At 67.3% G+C, this 19,375-nt stretch carries 16 protein-coding genes, 1 tRNA gene, 1 pseudogene and 1 other annotated feature; of the genes and pseudogenes, 3 read left to right on the top strand and 15 right to left on the bottom strand.

Annotated elements, in window-relative coordinates:
• Nucleotides 1-155 precede the first annotated feature (155 nt).
• Nucleotides 156-995, top strand: coding sequence for an NAD(P)-dependent oxidoreductase (locus QE363_RS19375; protein ID WP_309697932.1), 840 nt, complete (start codon nt 156-158; stop codon nt 993-995).
• On the opposite strand, the gene QE363_RS19370 is transcribed toward QE363_RS19375, so the two are convergent.
• From QE363_RS19370 to QE363_RS19345, 6 genes are all read right to left on the bottom strand, one after another.
• Entirely contained in the window at nt 905-1,825 is a 921-nt protein-coding gene (locus QE363_RS19370) for an EamA family transporter (protein ID WP_309697930.1), read from the bottom strand. The genes QE363_RS19375 and QE363_RS19370 overlap by 91 nt on opposite strands.
• On the bottom strand, nt 1,822-2,823 hold the full coding sequence (locus tag QE363_RS19365) for a beta-eliminating lyase-related protein (RefSeq protein WP_309697928.1): 1,002 nt from the start codon (nt 2,821-2,823) through the stop codon (nt 1,822-1,824). The genes QE363_RS19370 and QE363_RS19365 overlap by 4 nt, the downstream gene beginning before the upstream one ends.
• A 59-nt stretch (nt 2,824-2,882) precedes the next feature.
• On the bottom strand, nt 2,883-4,364 hold the full coding sequence (locus QE363_RS19360) for a SulP family inorganic anion transporter (RefSeq protein WP_309697926.1): 1,482 nt from the start codon (nt 4,362-4,364) through the stop codon (nt 2,883-2,885).
• A gap of 73 nt (nt 4,365-4,437) precedes the next feature.
• Nucleotides 4,438-4,493 (bottom strand) — a sequence feature (sul1 is cis-regulatory element that is thought to sense ions involved in sulfur or methionine metabolism; They are found in Alphaproteobacteria).
• Between the two features lie 414 nt (nt 4,494-4,907).
• A complete protein-coding gene (locus tag QE363_RS19355) occupies nt 4,908-7,019 on the bottom strand; it encodes a transglycosylase domain-containing protein (RefSeq protein ID WP_309697924.1) in 2,112 nt (703 codons plus the stop codon).
• Nucleotides 7,020-7,092: 73 nt separating this feature from the next.
• Nucleotides 7,093-8,385, bottom strand: coding sequence for a dicarboxylate/amino acid:cation symporter (locus QE363_RS19350; protein WP_309697922.1), 1,293 nt, complete (start codon nt 8,383-8,385; stop codon nt 7,093-7,095).
• 101 nt (nt 8,386-8,486) lie between these two features.
• Nucleotides 8,487-8,561, bottom strand: a tRNA-Thr gene (locus QE363_RS19345).
• An 85-nt stretch (nt 8,562-8,646) separates the two neighbouring features.
• Between QE363_RS19345 and QE363_RS19340 the strand changes: the two genes are divergently transcribed.
• A complete protein-coding gene (locus QE363_RS19340; RefSeq protein WP_309697920.1) occupies nt 8,647-8,787 on the top strand; it encodes a hypothetical protein in 141 nt (46 codons plus the stop codon).
• 82 nt (nt 8,788-8,869) lie between these two features.
• Here QE363_RS19340 and QE363_RS19335 read toward each other — a convergent pair whose 3' ends face one another.
• The 8 genes from QE363_RS19335 to QE363_RS19300 all read right to left on the bottom strand — a co-directional run bounded on the left by QE363_RS19335 (nt 8,870) and on the right by QE363_RS19300 (nt 16,492).
• A complete protein-coding gene (locus tag QE363_RS19335) occupies nt 8,870-9,565 on the bottom strand; it encodes an outer membrane beta-barrel protein (RefSeq protein WP_309697918.1) in 696 nt (231 codons plus the stop codon).
• Between the two features lie 318 nt (nt 9,566-9,883).
• Nucleotides 9,884-10,474, bottom strand: a complete 591-nt coding sequence (locus tag QE363_RS19330) for a DUF333 domain-containing protein (protein WP_309697916.1) — start codon at nt 10,472-10,474, stop codon at nt 9,884-9,886.
• Nucleotides 10,475-10,660: 186 nt separating this feature from the next.
• Nucleotides 10,661-13,075 carry a TonB-dependent receptor plug domain-containing protein gene (locus QE363_RS19325; protein ID WP_309697914.1) on the bottom strand — a complete coding sequence of 805 codons (2,415 nt, stop codon included), beginning with the start codon at nt 13,073-13,075 and terminating at the stop codon, nt 10,661-10,663.
• Nucleotides 13,072-14,028 carry a FecR domain-containing protein gene (locus QE363_RS19320; protein ID WP_309697912.1) on the bottom strand — a complete coding sequence of 319 codons (957 nt, stop codon included), beginning with the start codon at nt 14,026-14,028 and terminating at the stop codon, nt 13,072-13,074. Before QE363_RS19320 ends, QE363_RS19325 begins: the two co-directional genes overlap by 4 nt.
• A gap of 37 nt (nt 14,029-14,065) precedes the next feature.
• On the bottom strand, nt 14,066-14,716 hold the full coding sequence (locus QE363_RS19315) for an RNA polymerase sigma factor (protein WP_309697910.1): 651 nt from the start codon (nt 14,714-14,716) through the stop codon (nt 14,066-14,068).
• A 16-nt stretch (nt 14,717-14,732) separates the two neighbouring features.
• A complete protein-coding gene (locus QE363_RS19310) occupies nt 14,733-15,128 on the bottom strand; it encodes a DUF333 domain-containing protein (protein ID WP_309697908.1) in 396 nt (131 codons plus the stop codon).
• Between the two features lie 318 nt (nt 15,129-15,446).
• Complete coding sequence (locus QE363_RS19305) at nt 15,447-16,373, bottom strand: VacJ family lipoprotein (RefSeq protein ID WP_309697905.1); 927 nt, start codon at nt 16,371-16,373, stop codon at nt 15,447-15,449.
• Complete coding sequence (locus tag QE363_RS19300; protein ID WP_309697903.1) at nt 16,370-16,492, bottom strand: hypothetical protein; 123 nt, start codon at nt 16,490-16,492, stop codon at nt 16,370-16,372. The genes QE363_RS19305 and QE363_RS19300 overlap by 4 nt, the downstream gene beginning before the upstream one ends.
• A 320-nt stretch (nt 16,493-16,812) precedes the next feature.
• On the opposite strand from QE363_RS19300, the gene QE363_RS19295 reads away from it, so the two are divergent.
• Nucleotides 16,813-19,017: a TonB-dependent siderophore receptor gene (locus QE363_RS19295; protein ID WP_309697901.1), complete on the top strand. Its 2,205-nt coding sequence runs from the start codon at nt 16,813-16,815 to the stop codon at nt 19,015-19,017.
• A gap of 59 nt (nt 19,018-19,076) precedes the next feature.
• Here QE363_RS19295 and QE363_RS19750 read toward each other — a convergent pair.
• A pseudogene (locus QE363_RS19750) lies at nt 19,077-19,290 on the bottom strand (integrase core domain-containing protein); the annotation flags it as partial.
• Nucleotides 19,291-19,375 lie beyond the last annotated feature (85 nt).

The following is a 19,375-nucleotide window of genomic DNA, read 5'->3' as shown; positions in this document are numbered from 1 at the left end:
GGAGTATGGCTTTTGCGGCCAAACTTCCCTCACGCCCGTTCAGCCTGAGCGTAGTCGAAGGCCAAGGGCCGCACCTTGGACGTGCACTTCGACTTCGCTCAGTGCGAACGGAGGTTAGGATAAATGGCGATCACGATGACGGGTGGCATTAAGGCATGAGTCGTCTCTTCGTCTTCGGCATGGGCTATGCCGCCGGTCATCTGGCGGCGCTGCTGGAAGGGCGCGGCTGGTCCGTTTCGGGTACCACCCGTGACGGGCGCGGCGGCACGCTCCGCTTCGACGACCGGGAAAGCGTGGAGGCGGAGATCGCCGCCGCCACGCATATCCTGTCCTCCGTCCCACCCGAGGGCGAGCATGATCCGGTGCTGGTCGCTTATGGCGCGCACCTCGTGAAATCGGACGCCTGGATCGGCTATCTGTCCTCGACCGGCGTGTATGGCGACACCGGCGGCGCGTGGGTGGACGAGACCGCGCCGATCGGCTCGGGCCGCCGCGCAGCGCGGGCGGTGGCGGATGCGGACTGGCAGGCGCTGGGCGCGCGGGTGTTTCGCCTGCCCGGCATCTATGGCCCCGGCCGCTCGCCGATCGACCGGGTTCGCGGCGGTCGGGCGCACCGCGTCGGGCTGGCGGGACAGGTGTTCAGCCGGGTGCATATCGCCGATATCGTATCGGGCGTGATCGCCGGGTTCGACGGCCCGGCGGGGGCCTATAACCTGGCCGACGATTTCCCCTGCGACCAGGATGCCGTCGTCTCCTATGCCGCCACGCTTGCAGGGATGCCGCCGCCGCCGCTGGTCCCGGTGGAGAGCCTGTCGGCGGCGGCGCGGGGCTTCTATGCCGAGAACCGGCGGGTGGCCAATGGCAAGGCGAAGCGGGTGCTGGGCTGGCGGCCCCGCTATCCCGATTACCGGTTGGGCCTGCGGGCCTTGAGCGCGATGACCAGCCCGGCGGCCGTCACCGCCGCCCCCGCGCCCGCCAGCAGCGACCAGCGATAGCCCTCGAACACCGTCGAAAGGCTCATCGCGATCACCGGCACGATGACGCTGGAATAGGCTGCCTTGGCCGGGCCGATCGCGCGCAGCACGCGGTAATAGAGCGGAAAGGCCAGCGCCGAGGCGAACAGCCCCAGATAGAGGATGCCCAGCACATAGCCGGCACGCATCTCGAACACCGGCGGGCCGTTCAGGCTATAGGCGATGATCGCATCCAGCGCCGCGCCCGTCAGCATCGCGATGCTGAGCGTCGCATGCATCGGGAAACGCTTGGCGGTGTTGGTCGCCTGCATGACATTGGCGGTCGACGCCGACAGGATCGCGATCATGGTCAGCGCGATGCCGGTCAGCGCGCGCGCGGGCCCCGCCGGATCGACCCGCGCCTCGTGCACGAACAGCAGCGCCGCCCCCGCCATCGCGATCGCCGAACCGACCAGCAACTGCCGCCCCATGCGCTGCCCGAGGAAGAGGCGCGCAAAGCCCGCATTGGGGATCAGCAGCATCGCGAACACCACCGCGACCAGCCCGGAGGTGATATAGGCTTCCGCCCGGTAGACGAAGTTGAAGTTCAGGACGAACTGGAACACCCCGATCCCGGCCGCGAACAGCCAGCCGGTGGTGCCCAGCCGGAAACTCTCCCGCCGGGCGAGCGCGAAGGCGCCCATGGCGAGCCCACCGACGAGAAACCGATAGCTGACCGACCAGGTGGCCGGGACGACCGAAATCTGGTCGCGGATCACCAGCCAGGTCGATCCCCAGATCAGCGTGACGATGGCAAAGGGGATCAGGACGGCGGCGCGGGTCGAGCGGGGGGCCGTGTCGAACTCGCTCATAGCCGTGCGATCGCGTCGGCGAGGCGAACGGCCGCCTGCGCATCGGTGTCCCAGGCGGTGACGAGGCGAATCTCGCCCTCCGCCCAGTCGTAAAAGTCGAACCCCTGCGCCCGCAGGCTCGCGGCCTCTTCGGGCGTGACGCGCAGGAAGACCTCGTTCGCCTCGACCGGGTGGACCAGCCGCTCGCCCGCCGCGCCGCCCAGCCGCTCGGCACAGGCATTGGCCAGCGCGCCATTGGCGATCCACAGGTCGTTCTCGACCATCGCCAGTACCTGCGCCGCCAGATAGCGGCCCTTGGACATCAACAGCCCGGCACGCTTGCGGCGGCGGCGGGTGACGTCCGCCAGGCCGGGCTTGAAGAAGACCAGCGCCTCGGCACTCATCGCGCCGTTCTTGACGAAGCCGAAGGAGAGGGCCTCCACCCCCGACTGCCAGGTCAGCGCGGCGGGCGTGCAGCCCAGCCGCGCTACCGCATTGGCGAAGCGCGCGCCGTCCATGTGGAAGCCGAGGCCCCGTTGCTGGGCCAGCGCGCCGATCGCGGCGACCTCGTCGGGGTTGTAGACGCGGCCATATTCGGTGGCGTTGGTGATCGAGACGGCGTGCGGCTGGACCCGGTGGACATCGTCGGCGATGGCATCGATCACGGTCCGGATCGTGTCGGGGGTCAGCTTGGCCCCCTCGCCATCGGCCAGCATCAGCTTGGCGCCGTGGGTGTAGAATTCGGGCGCGCCGCCCTCGTCATTCTGGATATGCGAGTCGCGGTGGCAGACGACGCCGCCATGCGGTGGGCAGAGCGCGGCCAGAGCCAGGCAATTGGCGGCGGTGCCGGTGGGCGCCCACAGCACCTCGACATCGGTGCCGAACAGCTCGGACAATCGGCCGTCCAGCGCCTTCGACCAGCGGTCGCCGTCATAGGCGGTGTCCATCTGGTCGGCGCTGGCGATGGCCTCCATCACCTTGGGATGGATACGGGCGGCGTTGTCCGAGAAAAAGCGCATGGGACAGGCGTTTGGGGGAGGCGGACCCATGCGTCAACACCGCTCCCCCCGGCCGGGCGTCAGTGCGGCGCGATGCCCAGTTCGACGCCCGTCTTGTCGTGCAGCGCGAAGCGGTCGACCAGGTCGGCGCTGGCCTGGTTATAGCCGATCACCTCGACCCCGGCTCCGTCGCGCCGCAGCCGCGCGACGATCTTGTCGAGCGCGCCGACCCCCGAAATGTCCCAGAAATGCGCCGCCGACACGTCGATCACGACCGTCCGGCCCGGCTCCGCTCGAAAGGCGCGGGTGAAGCGGTCGACCGAGGCGAAGAAGATCTGCCCCGTCACCCGGTAGCGCACGGTGCCCGCATCCTCGATCCGCTCGACCGCGAACAGGCGGCGGACCTTGCCCGCGAAGAAGATGCCCGACAGCAGCACGCCCGCCAGCACCCCCTGCGCCAGATCGCGGGTCGCCACGACCACCGCCACCGTGACCAGCATGACGACCGAGGAGGTCGGCGGGTGGCGGCGCAGGTTGGGGATCGAGTTCCAGCTGAACGTACCGATCGACACCATGATCATCACCGCGACCAGCGCGGGCATCGGAATCCGCCCCACGACCGGGCCGAGCCCGGCCAGCAGGACCAGCAGCACGACACCGGCGGTCAACGTCGACAGCCGCTTGCGCCCGCCCGAGGTGACGTTGATGACCGACTGGCCGATCATCGCACAGCCGCCCATCCCGCCGACCAGCGCGGCGGCGATGTTCGCCCCGCCCTGGCCCATGCATTCGCGGCGCTTGTCGCTGTCGCTGTCGGTCATGTCGTCGACGATCTGCGCGGTCAGCAGCGATTCGAGCAGGCCGACCGCGGCCATGGTCAGCGAATAGGGCAGGATGATCCGCAACGTCTCGAAGGTCAGCGGCACGTTGGGGATGGCGAGGCTGGGCAAGCCTTCGGGCAGGCGGCCCATGTCGCCGACGGTGCGCACCGGCAGGCCCAGGGCGATGCTGATCCCGGCCAGCACCAGGATCGCGACCAGCGGTGAGGGGACCGCCTTGGTCACGCGCGGCAAGAGGTAGATGATGGCGAGCCCGCCCGCGACCATCGCATAGCTGTGCCAGGTCACACCGGTCAGTTGCGGCAGCTGCGCCATGAAGATCAGGATGGCGAGCGCGTTGACGAAGCCGGTGATGACCGAGCGCGAGACGAACTGCATCACGAGGTCGAGGCGAAGCGCGCCCGCGGCAATCTGGATCAGCCCCATCAATATGGTCGCGGCGAACAGATAGTCGACACCGTGGTCGCGGACCAGCGGCGTGACGACGACCGCGACGGCGGCGGTCGCGGCGGAGATCATCGCGGGCCGCCCGCCGAGAAAGGAGATGACGATCGCGATCGCGACCGAGGCATAGAGTCCGACGCGCGGATCGACGCCCGAGATGATCGAAAAGCCGATCGCCTCGGGAATCAGCGCGAGCGCGACGACCAGCCCGGCAAGCACGTCGCGACGCGCCTCGCCGAGGCTCGAGAACCAGGGGGTTCGGTAGTTTGTAACAGTCATGGGAAAACCAGGATCAGGCGCATGGCAGGGCCGCTCGGCGGTTCGCGAGCGGGAAGGGAAAAGCCATGCTGTCTGTTGTCCGGCGGATCGGCGGCCGGAATAGCCACCCGGAATTTCACCGGGTCCTTGCGAATGACGTCGCGTTTAACGGGCAAGGGGCGGGCAGGGCAAGCCCCCATGTCCCTTTACCCCGGCAGCTCGCGTATCCGCCTGTCGGGATTAAACGCCTTGGGGCGGACCGACATTGCCCCTTCTTCCCCTCTCCCCTCTGCAAGGGGCGAGGGGAAGAAGGCCCTGACTGTCGATCCGCCTTAAATTCTATAAGCACCATCCCGGCGAAGGCCGGAATCCAGTCGGGGTGGCGTTGGTAGGTCGCGACGACTGCTCGGCAATTGGACTCTGGCCTTCGCCGGGGTGGTAGTTGCCGGACGTCGCAAGCGAAGCGCTGCGATCAAACGCCGAACCATTCCTCGTCGCGCCGTCGCGGCTTCGGGTGAACCATCTCCCGTTCGCGCGAAGCCCCTCCCGCCGGAAGAGCCCCCGTTACTCCTCGCCCTCGCCATCGCGCTCGTCGGGCGGGCGGCGGTCCTCGGGGGGCGGGCTGGCGCGGTCGGGGCGGCGGCGGCCGGGGCCGACGGTGATCGATCCGTCCTCACCGGTGCGCAGGTCCAGCCCCATGCCCTGGATGATGTCCCCAACCGGGTCGCCCTCGATCGGCAGGGTTTCCTCTTCCATGCCGTTGGCGATCGCGTCGGGATCGACCTCCTGCTCGACCACCGGGGCCGCGACCGGCGGAATGTCCAGCGCGGACTGCATGAAGGCGCGCCAGATCCGCGCGGGCACGCCGCCACCCGACAGGCCGGGGTTAGGGGTATTGTCGTCATTGCCGACCCACACGCCCACCACCAGGTCGCGCGCGAAGCCGATGAACAGCGCGTCGCGCGAATCCTGCGTCGTGCCGGTCTTGCCATAGGCATCGACGGTCAGCAGCGCCTGCCGCCCCGTCCCCGTTTTGATCGAGGACGACAGCAGGTCGAGCATCCCGTCATGCACGGCGGACGAGAAGCCCGTCTTGCGGTTGGTCAGCGCCTGATACCAGCCCTTGTCCTTCACATCGCCCAGGCCGCGCGCGACGACCGGATAGCTTTCATTGGCGACTGCGGCATAGGCGGCGGTCAGCTCCAGCAGGCTGACGGTCGAGGTGCCCAGGCCGATCGTCGCCTCGTTGGCGATCGGGGTGGTGATGCCCAAGTCGCGCGCCGCCTTGATCACCGACTTCACGCCCACCGCCTGGGTCAGCCGCGCGGCGGCGACGTTCGACGAGCGGGCAAAGGCCTGGCGCAGCGTGATCTTGCCCAGATAGCGCCCGTCGCTGTTGCGCGGCTTCCAGCCCGCAATGTCGACCGGCTCGTCCTCGATGGTCGAGTCCGGGGTCATGCCCGAACGCAGCGCCGCCAGATAGACGAACAGCTTGAACGCCGAGCCCGGCTGGCGCCGCGCCTGGGTGGCGCGGTTGAACGGGCTCTTGGAATAATCCTTGCCGCCGACCATCGCGACGACGCGGCCGTCGGGGCGCATCGCGACCAGCGCGACCTGCGCCTGGTTGAGCCCGGCGCTGCGCACCGTCCGCTCGGCGATCCGCTGGAGCCGGGGGTTGAGCGTCGTCTGGACGGTCGCCTCGGTCTTGATCTCGCCCGCCTGGTCGCGTGCCTCGGGCAGTACCCAGTCGGCGAAATAGGTGCCGGAGGGCAGGGTCTCGGGCCGCGAGGCGAGCACACGCTGCGGCTGGACCGCATCGGCCTCGCGCTTGGTCAGGAAGCCCGCATCCTCCATCGCCGCGACGACCACCGCCTGGCGCGCGCGCGCGCCCTTCAGATTGGTGGTCGGCGCCAGGCGCGAGGGCGCCTTGACCAGCCCCGCCAGCATCGCCGCCTGGCCGATGTTCAGCCTGTCCGGCGTTCGCCCGAAATAATGTTTCGAGGCGGCGGTGATGCCGTACACATTGTCGCCGAAATAGACGTTGGACAGATAGCGCGACAGGATCTCGTCCTTGGTCAGCCACGCCTCCAGCCAGAAGGCGATCATCGCCTCGCGGATCTTGCGGCCCGCCGTCCGGTCGGAATCGAGAAAGGCGTTCTTGGCCAACTGCTGCGTGATGGTCGATCCGCCCTCGCGCACGCCGCCCGATCCGACATTGTGCCACATCGCGCGCAGGATGCCGCGCGGGTCGATGCCCCAGTGCGAGTAGAAGCGCCGGTCCTCGATCGCCATGAACGCCTCGCGCACATGGGCGGGCAGCTTGGCCGCGTCGACCGGCGCGCCGATGATCGCGCCGCGCCGTGCGATCGGGGTGCCGTCATCGGCGGTCAGCGTGATCGACGGCGGCGTCGGCGGCTGGAGCGAGCGCGACAGCGGTGCGGTGACCGCCAGCCAGATGATCGCCAGCACCAGCAGGATGATGCCCACCCCCGTACCGCGCACGATCCACCGGCCCCAGTGGATGCGGCGGCGTGGGCGTTCGGCGGGCGCCTCGTCCTCGTCGGTGCCGAAGGACCAGCTCTGGGTCTCGGCATCGTAGAGCGGATAGTTGGGCCCCACCGGCTCATAGGGGCGATTGATGGGCGTACGGTCGGGATTGAAAGGGTCGGGGCGCATCACAGGGTTCCGGCGGTCTGCCACTCGCGTGTATTACTTTGCCAGAACACCGCGCGCAAGCTCATGGCGCAGTTTACCCCGTTTGCGGCACCTCCGGCAAGCGGTCTGCGGGGGGCGTCTGTTCGATCAGGCCCGCACGGTGCGCGACGATCGTCGGGACCAGCGCCTGGCCCGCCACGTTGATCGCGGTCCGCCCCATGTCGAGGATCGGGTCGATCGCCAGCAGCAGCCCCGCGCCCTCCAGCGGCAGGCCCAGGGTCGACAGGGTCAGGGTCAGCATCACGACCGCGCCGGTCAGCCCGGCGGTCGCCGCCGAACCCAGGACCGAGACGAGCACGATCAGCACATAATCGCCGACATGCAGCGGCAGGCCATAATATTGCGCGACGAACAGCGCCGATATGGCGGGATAGATGGCCGCACAGCCGTCCATCTTGGTCGTCGCGGCAAAGGGCACCGCAAAGGCCGAATAGGCGCGCGGCACGCCCAGCCGCCGCTCCACCGCATCCTCGGTCACGGGCAGGGTGGCGATCGACGAGCGCGAGACGAAGCCCAGCTGGATCGCGGGCCAGGCGGCGGCGAAGAAGCGCTTCGGCGACAGCCCGTTGGCCAGCAGCAGCAGCGGATAGACGACGAACAGGACGAGGCCGAGCCCGATATAGACCGCCAGCGCAAAGCTGCCGAGCGCCGAGAGCGACTGCCAGCCATAGCGGACGATGGCATTGCCCAGCAGCGCGCCCGACCCGATCGGGGTCAGCCGGATCACCCAGGACAGGATGCGCCGGAAGATGGCCAGCGCCGAGGCGTTGAACGACAGGAAGCTCTCGCCCTTGTCGCCGACGCGCACCGCCGCGACGCCGATCGCGACCGCCATGACGATGATCTGCAGGATGTTGAACGACAGCCCGGTCTTGAGCGCGCCGCCATCGCCCGCGCTGGTCGAGGCGGACAGGCCCAGGATGTTGGACGGGATCAGCCCGCGCAAAAAGTCGAGCCACGAGCCCGCCGTGTCGGGCCGCACCGCGCTGCCCGCCGCGACTCCGGCATGTAGGCCGGGTTGCAGGACGGTGCCCAGCGTCAGCCCGATGGTGACCGCGATCAGCGCGGTGACCGCGAACCAGATGAAGGTGGCGGCGACCAGCCGCGCGGCATTGTTCAGGTCGCGCAAAGCGGCGATCGACGCGACGATGGCGGTGAACACCAGCGGGACGACCAGCACCTTGAGCAGCTGGACGAAGCTCTCGCCGATGATCCGCAACGCCTCGGCCAGTCCGGCGACATTCTGCGCGCGCGCGAACAGCCCGAGCAGCAGCCCGACGGCCATGCCGACGAAGACCTGGGCTCCAAAGGAAAAACGAAATTTCATTGGGTCATAGCTAGCGAAGCCGCGAAACGATCCCAACCAAGTTTTGTGATGGGTCCCGAAAGCTGGGGGATCGCCCCGGCCCGGTCACGGGCGGGGGAAAATGGTGCTGCCGGTGAGGATTGAACTCACGACCTCAGCCTTACCAAGGATGCGCTCTACCACTGAGCTACGGCAGCACTCGCGTTTCACCGCGGGAAGCGCGCCTAGAGACGATCCGGCGGGCGTTGTCAAGCGGCCGTTTGCCGGAATATGCATTTTGTCATGACAAAAGACGAACGCGCGGAACGGCTGGCGGCGCAGCTGCGGGAAAATCTGAAACGTCGCAAGGCCCAGGCCAGGGGGCTGGGCGCCCCCGCCGCCCCGCCGCGCGACACGCCGCCGGAGGAGCGGGGCGCCGACTGACGGGGCGCGGATCTGCCATGCAAAAAAAGGCGCCGTCCCGGCCGGAGCAGGGACGGCGCCTTCGCATTGGGTCGGCGTGCGATCAGAACTTCTGGCGCAGGCCGATCATGAGCGAGGTCGACGAGCTCTTCAGCTTATAGTCGGTGGTCGAGCGGCTGAGATCCTGATCGAGCGTCACGCCCTTCATCCGCAGGCCCGACGTCTTCGCATAGCGGCCGAGCACTTCGATCGACGTCATCGGCGCCACGTCATAGCTGACGCCCGCGTCCAGGTGCCAGCGGAAGCCCCAGTCGGTGCCGACGATGTCCGCGCTCGGCTTCAGCGTGCCGGGATTGGCGCTGCGCGCTTCGCGATAGGCCGAATATTTGACGCGCGAGGCGCCGATGCCGCCGCCGACGAACGGCTTGAGGGGGCCGTCCTGGATCAGGTCGACATAGGCCGAGACGCCCAGGTCGAACGACTTGGCACGGCCGCCTGCGACATAATTCTTGTCGCCCAGGGCCTTGGGATTGACGCTGGCGGTGTCGTAACCCGCCGTGCCTTCCAGGCGGAACCCGCCAAAGTCGTAACCCAGGCCCAGTTCGCCGGTGAAGCCGGAATTGTTGTCGATATTCTTGGGCAGCGTCGGCGCCGTCTTCGACACGGTCTGGCCCTTGGCCAGCACCCGGTTGGTCTTGACGTCCGAGTCGACCTGCACGCCGGCGCGGGCGACGGCATAGGGGCCGGGTTCGGACTGCTGCGCGGCGGCGGGGGCAACGGCGACGATGGTGGCAATCATGCTGACGGCCAGGGCCGTCGAATACCGGTACGCACCGAGACGAGCGGCCGCGAACGTGCTAACCAGGGTCATGGAAAATCGTCCTTCGAAATGAATCTTGTTTCGAGTGGGCTGCACCAGTCTGCGTCCCCCTACACTCGCAAGACGACACCATTTCCGATATGCCTTGGGTCCCCGGAAAAATTTTTTGGAAAAACTTGGCCGGGGAATTTTCTGCTTGGTCGTTGCTGTCGCGGCCCCGTCCATGACGCAACGAAAACGGCCGCGCGTCGAAACGCGCGGCCGCTATTCACAAAGGCTCCTGGCGAGCCTGGCCGATTACTGCTCGCGATACAGGCGCCATTCCTCCACGACGCGTCCGTTCGGCAGATGGCAATAGCCCGTCGTGCCGCCCGGCCCCTCGCGCATTTCCAGGCGTCCCTTCTGCTTCAGGCAGTAACCCGATGCCGGATTGGCGAGACCGATGCGATCGCGGCGGGCCGGGGCGGGCTTGCCTTCGTCGCGCCGGTACAGCGCCCAGGCATCGACCGTCTTGCCATTGGGCAGGCGGCATAGCCCCACATCGCCCTGCGGCGTGTGGCGGTCGATGTTGGTTCCGCCGATCTTGTCGCAATAGACCGATGCGGGATTGGCCATGGACGCGTCGTTGCGCGGCTTCGGGGCGGGGGGACGCTTCTGGCTTTCGCGGAACAGCTTCCACTCTTCAACGGTCCGGCCGTTGGGCAACCGGCAATAGCCGATCTCGCCCGATGGCGTCTTGCGCGAGAATGAGGTTCCCTTGATCGAGACGCAATATTCCGAAGCGGGATTGGCGATGCCTTGCCTATTGCCCTGCGCCTGGGCGGGAGTCGCAAGCATCGCCGCACCCGCGGACACCAGGCTGGTCATCAGAAATACTTTGAGCTTCATATATTTGTCCTTCCCAACGAAGCCGGGAATTTTCCCGTCATGGAGATTGTCATTCCGAAGACGGGTTATTCCTTACTCCGTATTGCCGGTAGCTGAATGAACCGCTCGCCGGTATTCGACGGTCGGCTTTCGAGGCCGGGCAATGGGGATGACGGAGCGGTATGGCCGATACCGTAAAAACAATCGTCAGAAAGCGGCGTCCAGCCCGATGCGGAAGGTCCGGGGGCGCAGCGGCGTGACCTGTCCCTTGCCGGTGAAGAAGGGGGTTCCCAGCGCGAAACGGTTGCCGCGCGTATCGGTCAGGTTCGTCACGCCCGCCGTCAGGCCGAAGCGATCCCATCCCAGGCGAGCGGTGAGGCCGCTGTCGAGGAAATTGCCCTGCTCCTCACCCAGCTCCGGTCCGACCCCGAGCCGCGAGGTGCCGACATAGCGGGCCCAGCCATCGACCTTCAGCCGCGTGCGATCGGATAGCGCGGCATCATAGGACAGCCCGATGCGCGCGGTGACGTTGGCGATGTTCGGGATGGGCCCCAGCCGCGCCTTCACGCCCCCTCCAGCCCCAGCGCCAACGCCCGCCACGTCGTCGGTCGTAGACGATTTCGGGGTGCGTTCGTTGATGCTGCTGTCGTTGAGCGAGAGCGCGGCGTCGACCCGCAGCCCCTTCGCCACCCGCGCGGAGGCGGTCGTCTCCACCGTCCAGATGTCGCCATTGCCCACATTGGCGGTGGACAAAAGGCCGCCCGCATCGACGAAGTCGGCCTGGATATTGCGCCAGTCGGTATGGGCGACGGTAAGGGAGAAGGCGAATGGGCTTCGCCCGGCGTGACCCAGGCGATAGCCCGCCTCGATCGTCGCGACATGGTCGCTGTTGAAGCGGCGGACATAGCCGTCGAAGATCGTCAACCCGCCGGGCCGAAACCCCTGCTGATAGCGCAGGAACATCGCGGCATCGGCCCCCACGTCCAGCAGGGCCGAGGCGGAGGGCAACAGGGACAGCTTTCGTCGCGAGGCTAGGGTCGCCCCTACCTCGGGCCCGCTCTGCACCAGCGTGTCTTCGGCCGCCCCCGTCAGCACCGATCGGTTCACGCGCAAGCCGCCCGTCACCAGAAGGCTCTTCGTCCATCGCGCGCTCGCCTCGCCATAGGCGGTGGCGTCCTGCGCCGCGTTCGACACGCCGGGAAGCTGCTGGCGGTCGCCGAGCGACAGGAAGGCGCGCGACAGCCGCGAGCGATTGTCGGTATAGCTCAGGCCCAGCAGCCAGCCCGATCCGTCGGCATGCGTGACCCAGCCCCGCGTCTCGTTGGCGAACATGCGCGTCCGGTTGGTCTGGAGGAAGACCGTCGGATCGTCGCCCGCCACCGTCGCGTCGTAACGTTCGGTCAGGTCATGCGCGGTGATGCCGGTGGAGGAGCTGAACCGCACCTCTCCGATCCGGCCGTTCAGTACGAACTGGCCCTGACGGAAGTCGCTTCCGAACCCCTCGACGACCTTGGTGTTGCGCGTCAGGGGGGCGCCGTTCCAATCCGCATATTGGCTGTCGGCCCCGCGGATACGCTGGCCTATCCCGATCAGCTCGGCGCTCCAATGGTCGGCGATCTTCAGGTGCGCGGTGCCGCGGCCGCCCACGATGCGCGTGGTGTTGACATTGTGGCGACCGAGCAGCGGCTTGTCGATGTAGCCGCCTTCCTCGACCGCCGTAGCGACCAGCCTGATGCCCAGCCGATCCGTCACGATCGGCAGGTTGAGCACCCCCTGCGCGTCATATCCCGGCGCGCCATGCTTGGTGGCGGAGGCGCCCACCGCGACCGATCCGCCGGTGCGGTCCAGCTCGACGGGATTGGGAACCAGCCGGATCAGGCCGCCGAGCGAACCGGCGCCGTACAGCGTGCCCTGAGGCCCCGCCAGCACCTCGACCGCCGCCAGATCGGCCAGCCGAAGATCGGGGTCGGGGGAATTATAGCCCAGGCGCAGGTCGCCGAAATACTGGCCGACCGTCGCCTGGGTCGGGCCGGTGAAGCTGGAATCGGCGATCCCGCGTATGAACAGCTTGTTGCGCCCGGCCCCCAGATAGGTCGACGCCAGGGTCGACAGGCGAGAGGTCAGCCGTTCGGTCCCCCCGGCGCCGCCGAATTCCAGATCCCGGCCGGAGATCCGCATGATCTGTCCCGCGACATGATCGAGGGGCAGGTCGCGCTTGCTGGCCACCACGACGATATCGGGGGTGGGCGGGGCGGGGGGCGCGGGTGCCGGGGCGGGCGGCCGGGGTCTGGGCGGGGGCGTGCGATGCGCCGCTGCGCGGCCCGGCACCAGCCGGAAGAGCGCGGCATCGATCGGCTCGACCGCGCCGCCGCAGCGCGCGGCGATCAGGCGCAGCGCGGCGAGCACGGTCATCCGTCCGCGCAGCGCGGGCACCGGCTTTCCCCATAGCCGCGCGTCGGTCACCACGACGCTGACGCCGCCCAGCCGCCCCAGCGCCAGAACCTGGCTGCTGACGCTGCCGGCGGGCAGATCGATCGCCAGCGTCGGCGCGGCGGCGGCGGCAGACGTCGCGGTCGCGGTCGTCAACAGCCCGACCGCGACCCACCCGGCGGCCGGCCTCACCGATCGCCGCCCAGCACCCAGGTCTGGCCGTCCGTCCGGACATTCACCGCCAGCAGGCGACCCAGCAGCGCCGGATCGTCGTTCAGCGAGCGCAGATCGACCGTGCCGCTGAACAGCCGATCCGCGACGGAGGCGTCGGCGCGGACGGCATGGCCCATCTGACGGCTGAGATCGCGGGCGACGTCGGATAGGGATGCGCCGTCGAAGGTCACTCGCCCTTCGCGCCAGCCCCCGACATCCTCGGCGCGCTCGCGACGGAAGGAGCGGCCGCCCGCCACCACCACCGCCTGACCGGGATCGAGCCGAAGCCCCGCGCCCTTCGGATCGATCATCACCGCGCCCTCCGCCACCGCGACGCGCGTCCGCTGCGGATCGCGCTTCACGTCGAAGACGGTGCCCAGATCGACCATCGTCGTCTCCCCGGCCGTCACCCGGAAGGGATGCGCCGCGTCATGCCGGACCCGGAACAGCATCTCGCCACGATCCGCGACCGCCACCCGTGCGTTCGCGCGGTCTAGCGTCACGCGCGAGCCGCCCGCCATGATGATCTGGCTGCCATCGGCCAGCGCGATCTCGCGCTGCTCGCCGGGGCGGGTTTCCACCGCATAGGGTTGCGACCGGCCGTTCCAGACCGAGGTGCCGACGACCACGGCCAGCATCGCGGCGACGGCCCCGCCGCCCCAGCGCCAATAGCCACGCCGCGCCGCGCCGGCATCATTGGCGGCGACCGGCACGGCCTGGACGGGCGCCGCTTGGGCGGGGGCCGTCTGGACGGGCAGGGCCGCGACGCGGTCGCGTGCCTCGGCGATGGCCACCGTCGCATCGTCATACCGGTCCGGGTTCCGCGGATCGGCCTCCAGCCACGCTGTCAGCCCGTCCCAATCGTCGAAATCGGGATCGGCGGCACGGATGGCCCAATCCAGTGCATGGTCCTCGACCTTCCTGCCGGTCATCGTGCCTTGTCCTTGATCGCGATGGCGTGGGTGATGCTCATCGCAGGTCTTCCTTCAATTCGATCAATGCGCGCGTGGCGATCCGCAGATCCGCCTCCACCGTGCTGAGGCTGACGCCGAGTTCGGCCGCGATCTGCCGCTGCGACACGCCGTCGATCCGGGCGCGGCGGAAGATCGTTTCCCGACGCGCGCCCAGCTTTGCGAGCACCGCCGCCACCCTGGTCACTTCCTGCTGCGCGCCGATCACCCGCTCGCCCGCCGGTTCGCCCGAGGTTTCGCCGTCGCTGCTCAGGTCGTACCAGTCCTGGTCGCGGCGCTCCGCCTGGCGGCGCGCCCGATAGCGGTCGATCATCAACGTATCGGCGGCGCGAAACAGATAGGACATGGGATTGGCGATCGGTCCCGGCGAAAGTGTTGAAATCTTTAGCCAAAGATCATTCACCAGGTCTTCGGCGGAATCGCCCGCACCGCGCGCGACCAGGAACCGGACAAGTTTGTCGCGGTTGGCCAGATAGACTGCTTCGAGCCCGCTTGATGACATCGGCACCGACATGATGGGAGTGAATCGTATCGAACTCCTTAGTGACGGATCGTTGAAAAAGGAATTCGCGGCCGTCACCCGCCGCGGATGCATGCGGGCGGGCGGCGGGGCGTGATCCCCTGCATGGCAAAAGTCCTGCCGCAGCATCGCGGCCCCATGGCGGTTACCGGCCACGGTACAGCGCCCATTCCTCGACCACCGCGCCGTTCGGCAAATGGCAATAACCCGTCTGGCCGTCCGGCGCGTCCACCGTCTCCAGCGTGCCGCCCAGCTCCTCGCAATAGGCGCTGGCGGGGTTGGACATGACGGCGATGCCTGGCCGTGGCCGGGGAAAATGCTGCTCGTCGATGGCGGGGCGATTTGGCTGGCGGCAATAGGGTGTGCCGTCGACAAGGATGCTGACCCCGCCGGTGCGGAGGCACGCCCCGGTTTCGGGCGCCTGTACGCTCACCTGCGGAAAGGCTTCGGCGCTGGTCAGGATCAGCGCCGGTACGCCCGCGCATATCAGCAATCCCGTCGCGACATAGGCCAGTCGATCCATCACATACCCGTCCTTCATCCGCCTGCCCCTGATCCGCCTGCCCCTGATCCGCGCGCGGGCTTTTCACGCTGCCTTCACTCAGCAGACGGAGCGAAAGGGGCATTGCCTTTGAATCGCGACGGCGAGGTCCGTCACCCGTTCCAGGTCCAACCCTGTCCATGCGCGGTGTTCGGGATCAGCGTCGCCGAGAGGAGGAGGGAGGTCAGGCAAAAAGCGAGCAGTCGCATCGGTCGTCCTATGATCCAGCCGCCCGGAACGGGGCGGCATGCCGGGTGGGACAGGGGCGGGGCGGGGGCTCCGCAATCCTGCGCTTCGAAGGCAGCGGGGCAGGGGCGGTCATCCCGCATGGCTGGCCTTTCGGCGCGGGCAGGCAGGGAGGGGCGCGGACGGATCGACCTGGCCATAGGGCGTTTCCTCCACCACGGCGTCCGGGTCGCCCAGCCCCTTCAATCGCCGCACCCGCGCCTCGCGCTGGTCGAGATAGCGGTCCCGTCGGGCGGCATAGGGATCGGGCTGTTCGCTGATCTCGCGCAACTCTTCATCCATCTCGACGCGACGATCGAGCGTCCGCACGACGTTGCTGATGACGATATAGGCGCGGTTGCGGAACGGCCCCCCGATCGCGACCGGCGAGGCGATGCCGTCGACCGCACCGCCGACGAGATCGCGCAAGGTGGTCGGCCCGAGCAGGGGCAGGAACAGGAAGGGTCCCTGTTTGACGCCATAAAAGCCCAGCGTGTCCGAAAAGCCGTTGGGGCGGCGCGGAAGACGGAAGGGGCACCGGCGCGCCATGTCGACCACTCCCGCCAGCCCGATCGTCGAGTTGATCGCGAAGCGGCCCACCGTCTCCGCCGCCTTGCCGAACTTGAACTGAAGGAGGAAGTTCACGAAGGCGACCGGCTCGCGCAGATTGGCGAAGAAGTTGCGCAGCCCGGTGCGGACCGGCCGGGGCGCCGCCTGCTCATAGACATGGGCGGCGGGCTCCAGGATGGCGTCGTCCACCTTCTCGGACAGCGCGAAGGCGGCGGCGTTCACCGCGCGCAGCGGATCGTTCGCGCGGTGCCGGCTCGCGGTCACCACGATCTCCTCCGCCTCGCCGGGATCGCTGTCGGTTGCGGGAGCGGCGGCGGCTTCGGGCGGGGCGAAGGCATGGACATCCTCGATCGCGATCGAGGCCATCTCGAAATCCGGCGGCAGGGGCACCGATCGCTGCACGGGCAGCGACGGGGTCGCCAGTATCGCGACCAGCGACAATGCGATCAACGGCCCTCTCCCTGGCTCTGGACACCCGGACCGGCATGGGCGCCGCCCACCGGGATGGCGCTCGCGTACCCCGACACGCAAAGGGCGCCGGTCGCCAGCGTCAGGGCAGGAAGCGTCATGGGTCAGGTCCTTCGCATCGACGAAGCGCACGATCACCTCCGTCATCACAGGGACGGAGTCGGCGCCGGACCACCTTATATCCGAACGAGCGTATACGGCTGGTTTCGGTCAGCGGGCGAAGGGGGCATGGTCGCTTCGCGTCACGGGACGACGTGGCGCGAGTGGGACGCCGTGATGACGGCGATGCTCCGCAACAGCGCCGATCCGCCATGCGCTGTTTGCCCGGGAGGGTAAAATGGGAATCCCGAGGCGCAGTCATGCCGAACTTGAATAGAAGACACCTCCTTGCTAATGCGAATCGATATTAAGGGGCAATGAAATGGATTTTGCTGCGCACGCGCCGGTTATGTGGTGCCGGTTCATATTGGGCTCTCTGCTGGCAGGCGTGGCAATTCCTTCGATCGCGGTGGCACAGTCAGCGCAGTCCCCACGCGCACAGCGCGGTGAACAGGAAAGCCGTGCGGCCAGCGACGATCAGTCGAAGGAGCGCGACGATATCACCGTTATCGGCCGCTACACCACCAACGACCGGCTTGATTCTGCGACCGGGCTCGGCCTCACCATCCAGGAGACTCCACAGTCCGTGACGGTGGTGACGTCCCAACGGCTCGACGACCAGCAGCTCCGCAGCCTCACCGATGTCGCCAACAATGCCGCCGGCCTTTCCGCCAAGGCGTTCGACAGTTCGCGCAACGTCTTCGCGGCGCGCGGTTTCGACATCGAGAACTACCAGATCGACGGGATGCCGCTTCAATATATGGCGGCCTATAGCGCGGGCGAGTCCGAACTGGACCTGTCCATCTACGATCGTATCGAGATTGTGCGCGGCGCCACCGGGCTTTTGACCGGGGCCGGAAATCCGTCCGCCTCGATCAATCTCATTCGCAAGCACGCCACTAGCGACCATCTGACGGGCTCGTTCATGGCATCGGCCGGGCGCTGGAACGATTATCTCGTGCAGGCCGATGTCAGCAGTCCGGTAACCCGCGACGGCAGCGTTCGCGTTCGCGGCGTCGCCCGGTTTCAGGATGCGGACTCCTATGTCGATCTGCTCGGCAACCGGAAGATCGTGCTCTACGGGGTGGTGGACGCGGACCTTTCGCCATCGACGCGGCTCAGTGCGGGCGCCAGCTACCAAGCCAACAGCCCCCGCGCGACGCTGTGGGGCGGGCTCCCGACATGGTATGCGGACGGCAGCCGGACCGACTGGCCGCGGTCGAAGACCATCGGTGCCGACTGGACGCGTTGGGATTCGAAGCAGCGCACTGCCTTTGTGAACCTGGAGCAGGATTTCGGGCGCGACTGGACGCTCCGTCTCTATGGGAACTACAGCAAGAACAGCGGCGACATGCGGCTCCTCTACCTGTACGGCCAACCGGACCGCACCACCGGTCTTGGCCTCGTGCCGATCCCGGCACGATATGACAGCCGATTGTCGCAACTGGACCTGACGGCGCGCCTGACCGGCACGTTCGAACTGTTCGGGCGCCGCCATAACGTGATCGCCGGGGCGAGCTACGCCAGGCAGAAGCTGGGTTTCTTCGGATACGATAGCAGCAACGAAGCGCCGGCGGGCGACTTCAATACATGGGACGGCTCCTACCCCGAGCCGACATGGGGCGCGCGCTCGCAACTGGTCGATGTCAGCACCCGGCAATGGGGCTATTTCGCGGCGACCCGCTTGTCGCTCGCCGATCCGCTCAAGGTCATTCTGGGCGCGCGCCTCGCCTCATGGGAGCGGAAGGGCGTTTCCTATGGCACGGTCGCCGACTATGGCAACCGGAACGAGTTCATTCCTTATGCTGGTATCCTCTATGACGTGACGCCCAATCACACCGTCTATGTCAGCTACACGAAGATATTCCAGCCGCAGGACGCCCAGGACCGCAAGGGGGGCTATCTTCCGGCGGTCACCGGGGTCAATTACGAAGCCGGTCTGAAGAGCGGCTTCTTCGGCGGACGGCTAAAGACCGCCTTGTCGGTATTCCGGGTGGAGCAGGACAATCTGGCGCAGATCGATCCCGGCCACCTGATACCCGGCACGATCAACCAGGCCTATTATGCTGCAAAGGGCGCGCGAAGCACCGGTTTCGAGGCCGAAGCCAATGGCGAGATCAGGTCGGGCTGGGCGGTCAGCGTGAACTATACCCAGTTCAAGGTACGCGACCAAAACGATAAAAGGGTCAACAGCAACTATCCCGATCGCTTGTTGCGCCTTTTCACTACCTATGAGCTGCGCGACGGCAGCTTGAAGGGGCTCACGATCGGCGGGGGTGTCAACTGGGAGGGGGCGAGTTACACCGATACGACCAATCCCGTCACCCGCAATGCCGAGCGATTGCGGATCGACAGCTACGCACTCGTCAATCTCATGGCGCGGTATCCGGTGACGGACAGGTTGTCGGTGCAGGTCAACGCCGACAATATCTTTGACAAGAAGTATTACTCGCAGATCGGCTTCTACAATCAATTGGCCTATGGCCGCCCCGCCGACGTGAAGGCCACGCTACGTTACGCTTTCTAGGTGTTCAGTCCCGGCATCTGGTGGATCGGATTGACGATGAACCGATCTGGTTCTGATGTTCAGGCCTTGGCGGTGTATTGGTAAGGTGTGAGCCCGCTGAATGTTTTGAGTCGGCGGGCGAAATCATAGGCGGCTATGAAGCGGCAAGGAGTGTCCGCAGTTGGTCGTGGCTGTCGTAGTGGAAGCGTTGACGGTCGCCTCCTTGATGGTCCGGTTCATCCGCTCGACTTGTCCGCTGGTCGACGGATGGTCCGGTTTGGTGAGCCGGTGCTCGCAACCATCGCCTCTTCAGCCTCGAACAAGGTCGCAGAATGAGAGGCCTTCAGCCCGGTTTTTAGATCCTCGACGTTTGCCCTCT

This window comes from Sphingomonas sp. SORGH_AS_0870 (assembly GCF_031453175.1).
In the GTDB taxonomy this organism is placed as follows: Bacteria; Pseudomonadota; Alphaproteobacteria; order Sphingomonadales; family Sphingomonadaceae; genus Sphingomonas.
This window is presented reverse-complemented; position numbering and strand designations above follow the sequence as displayed.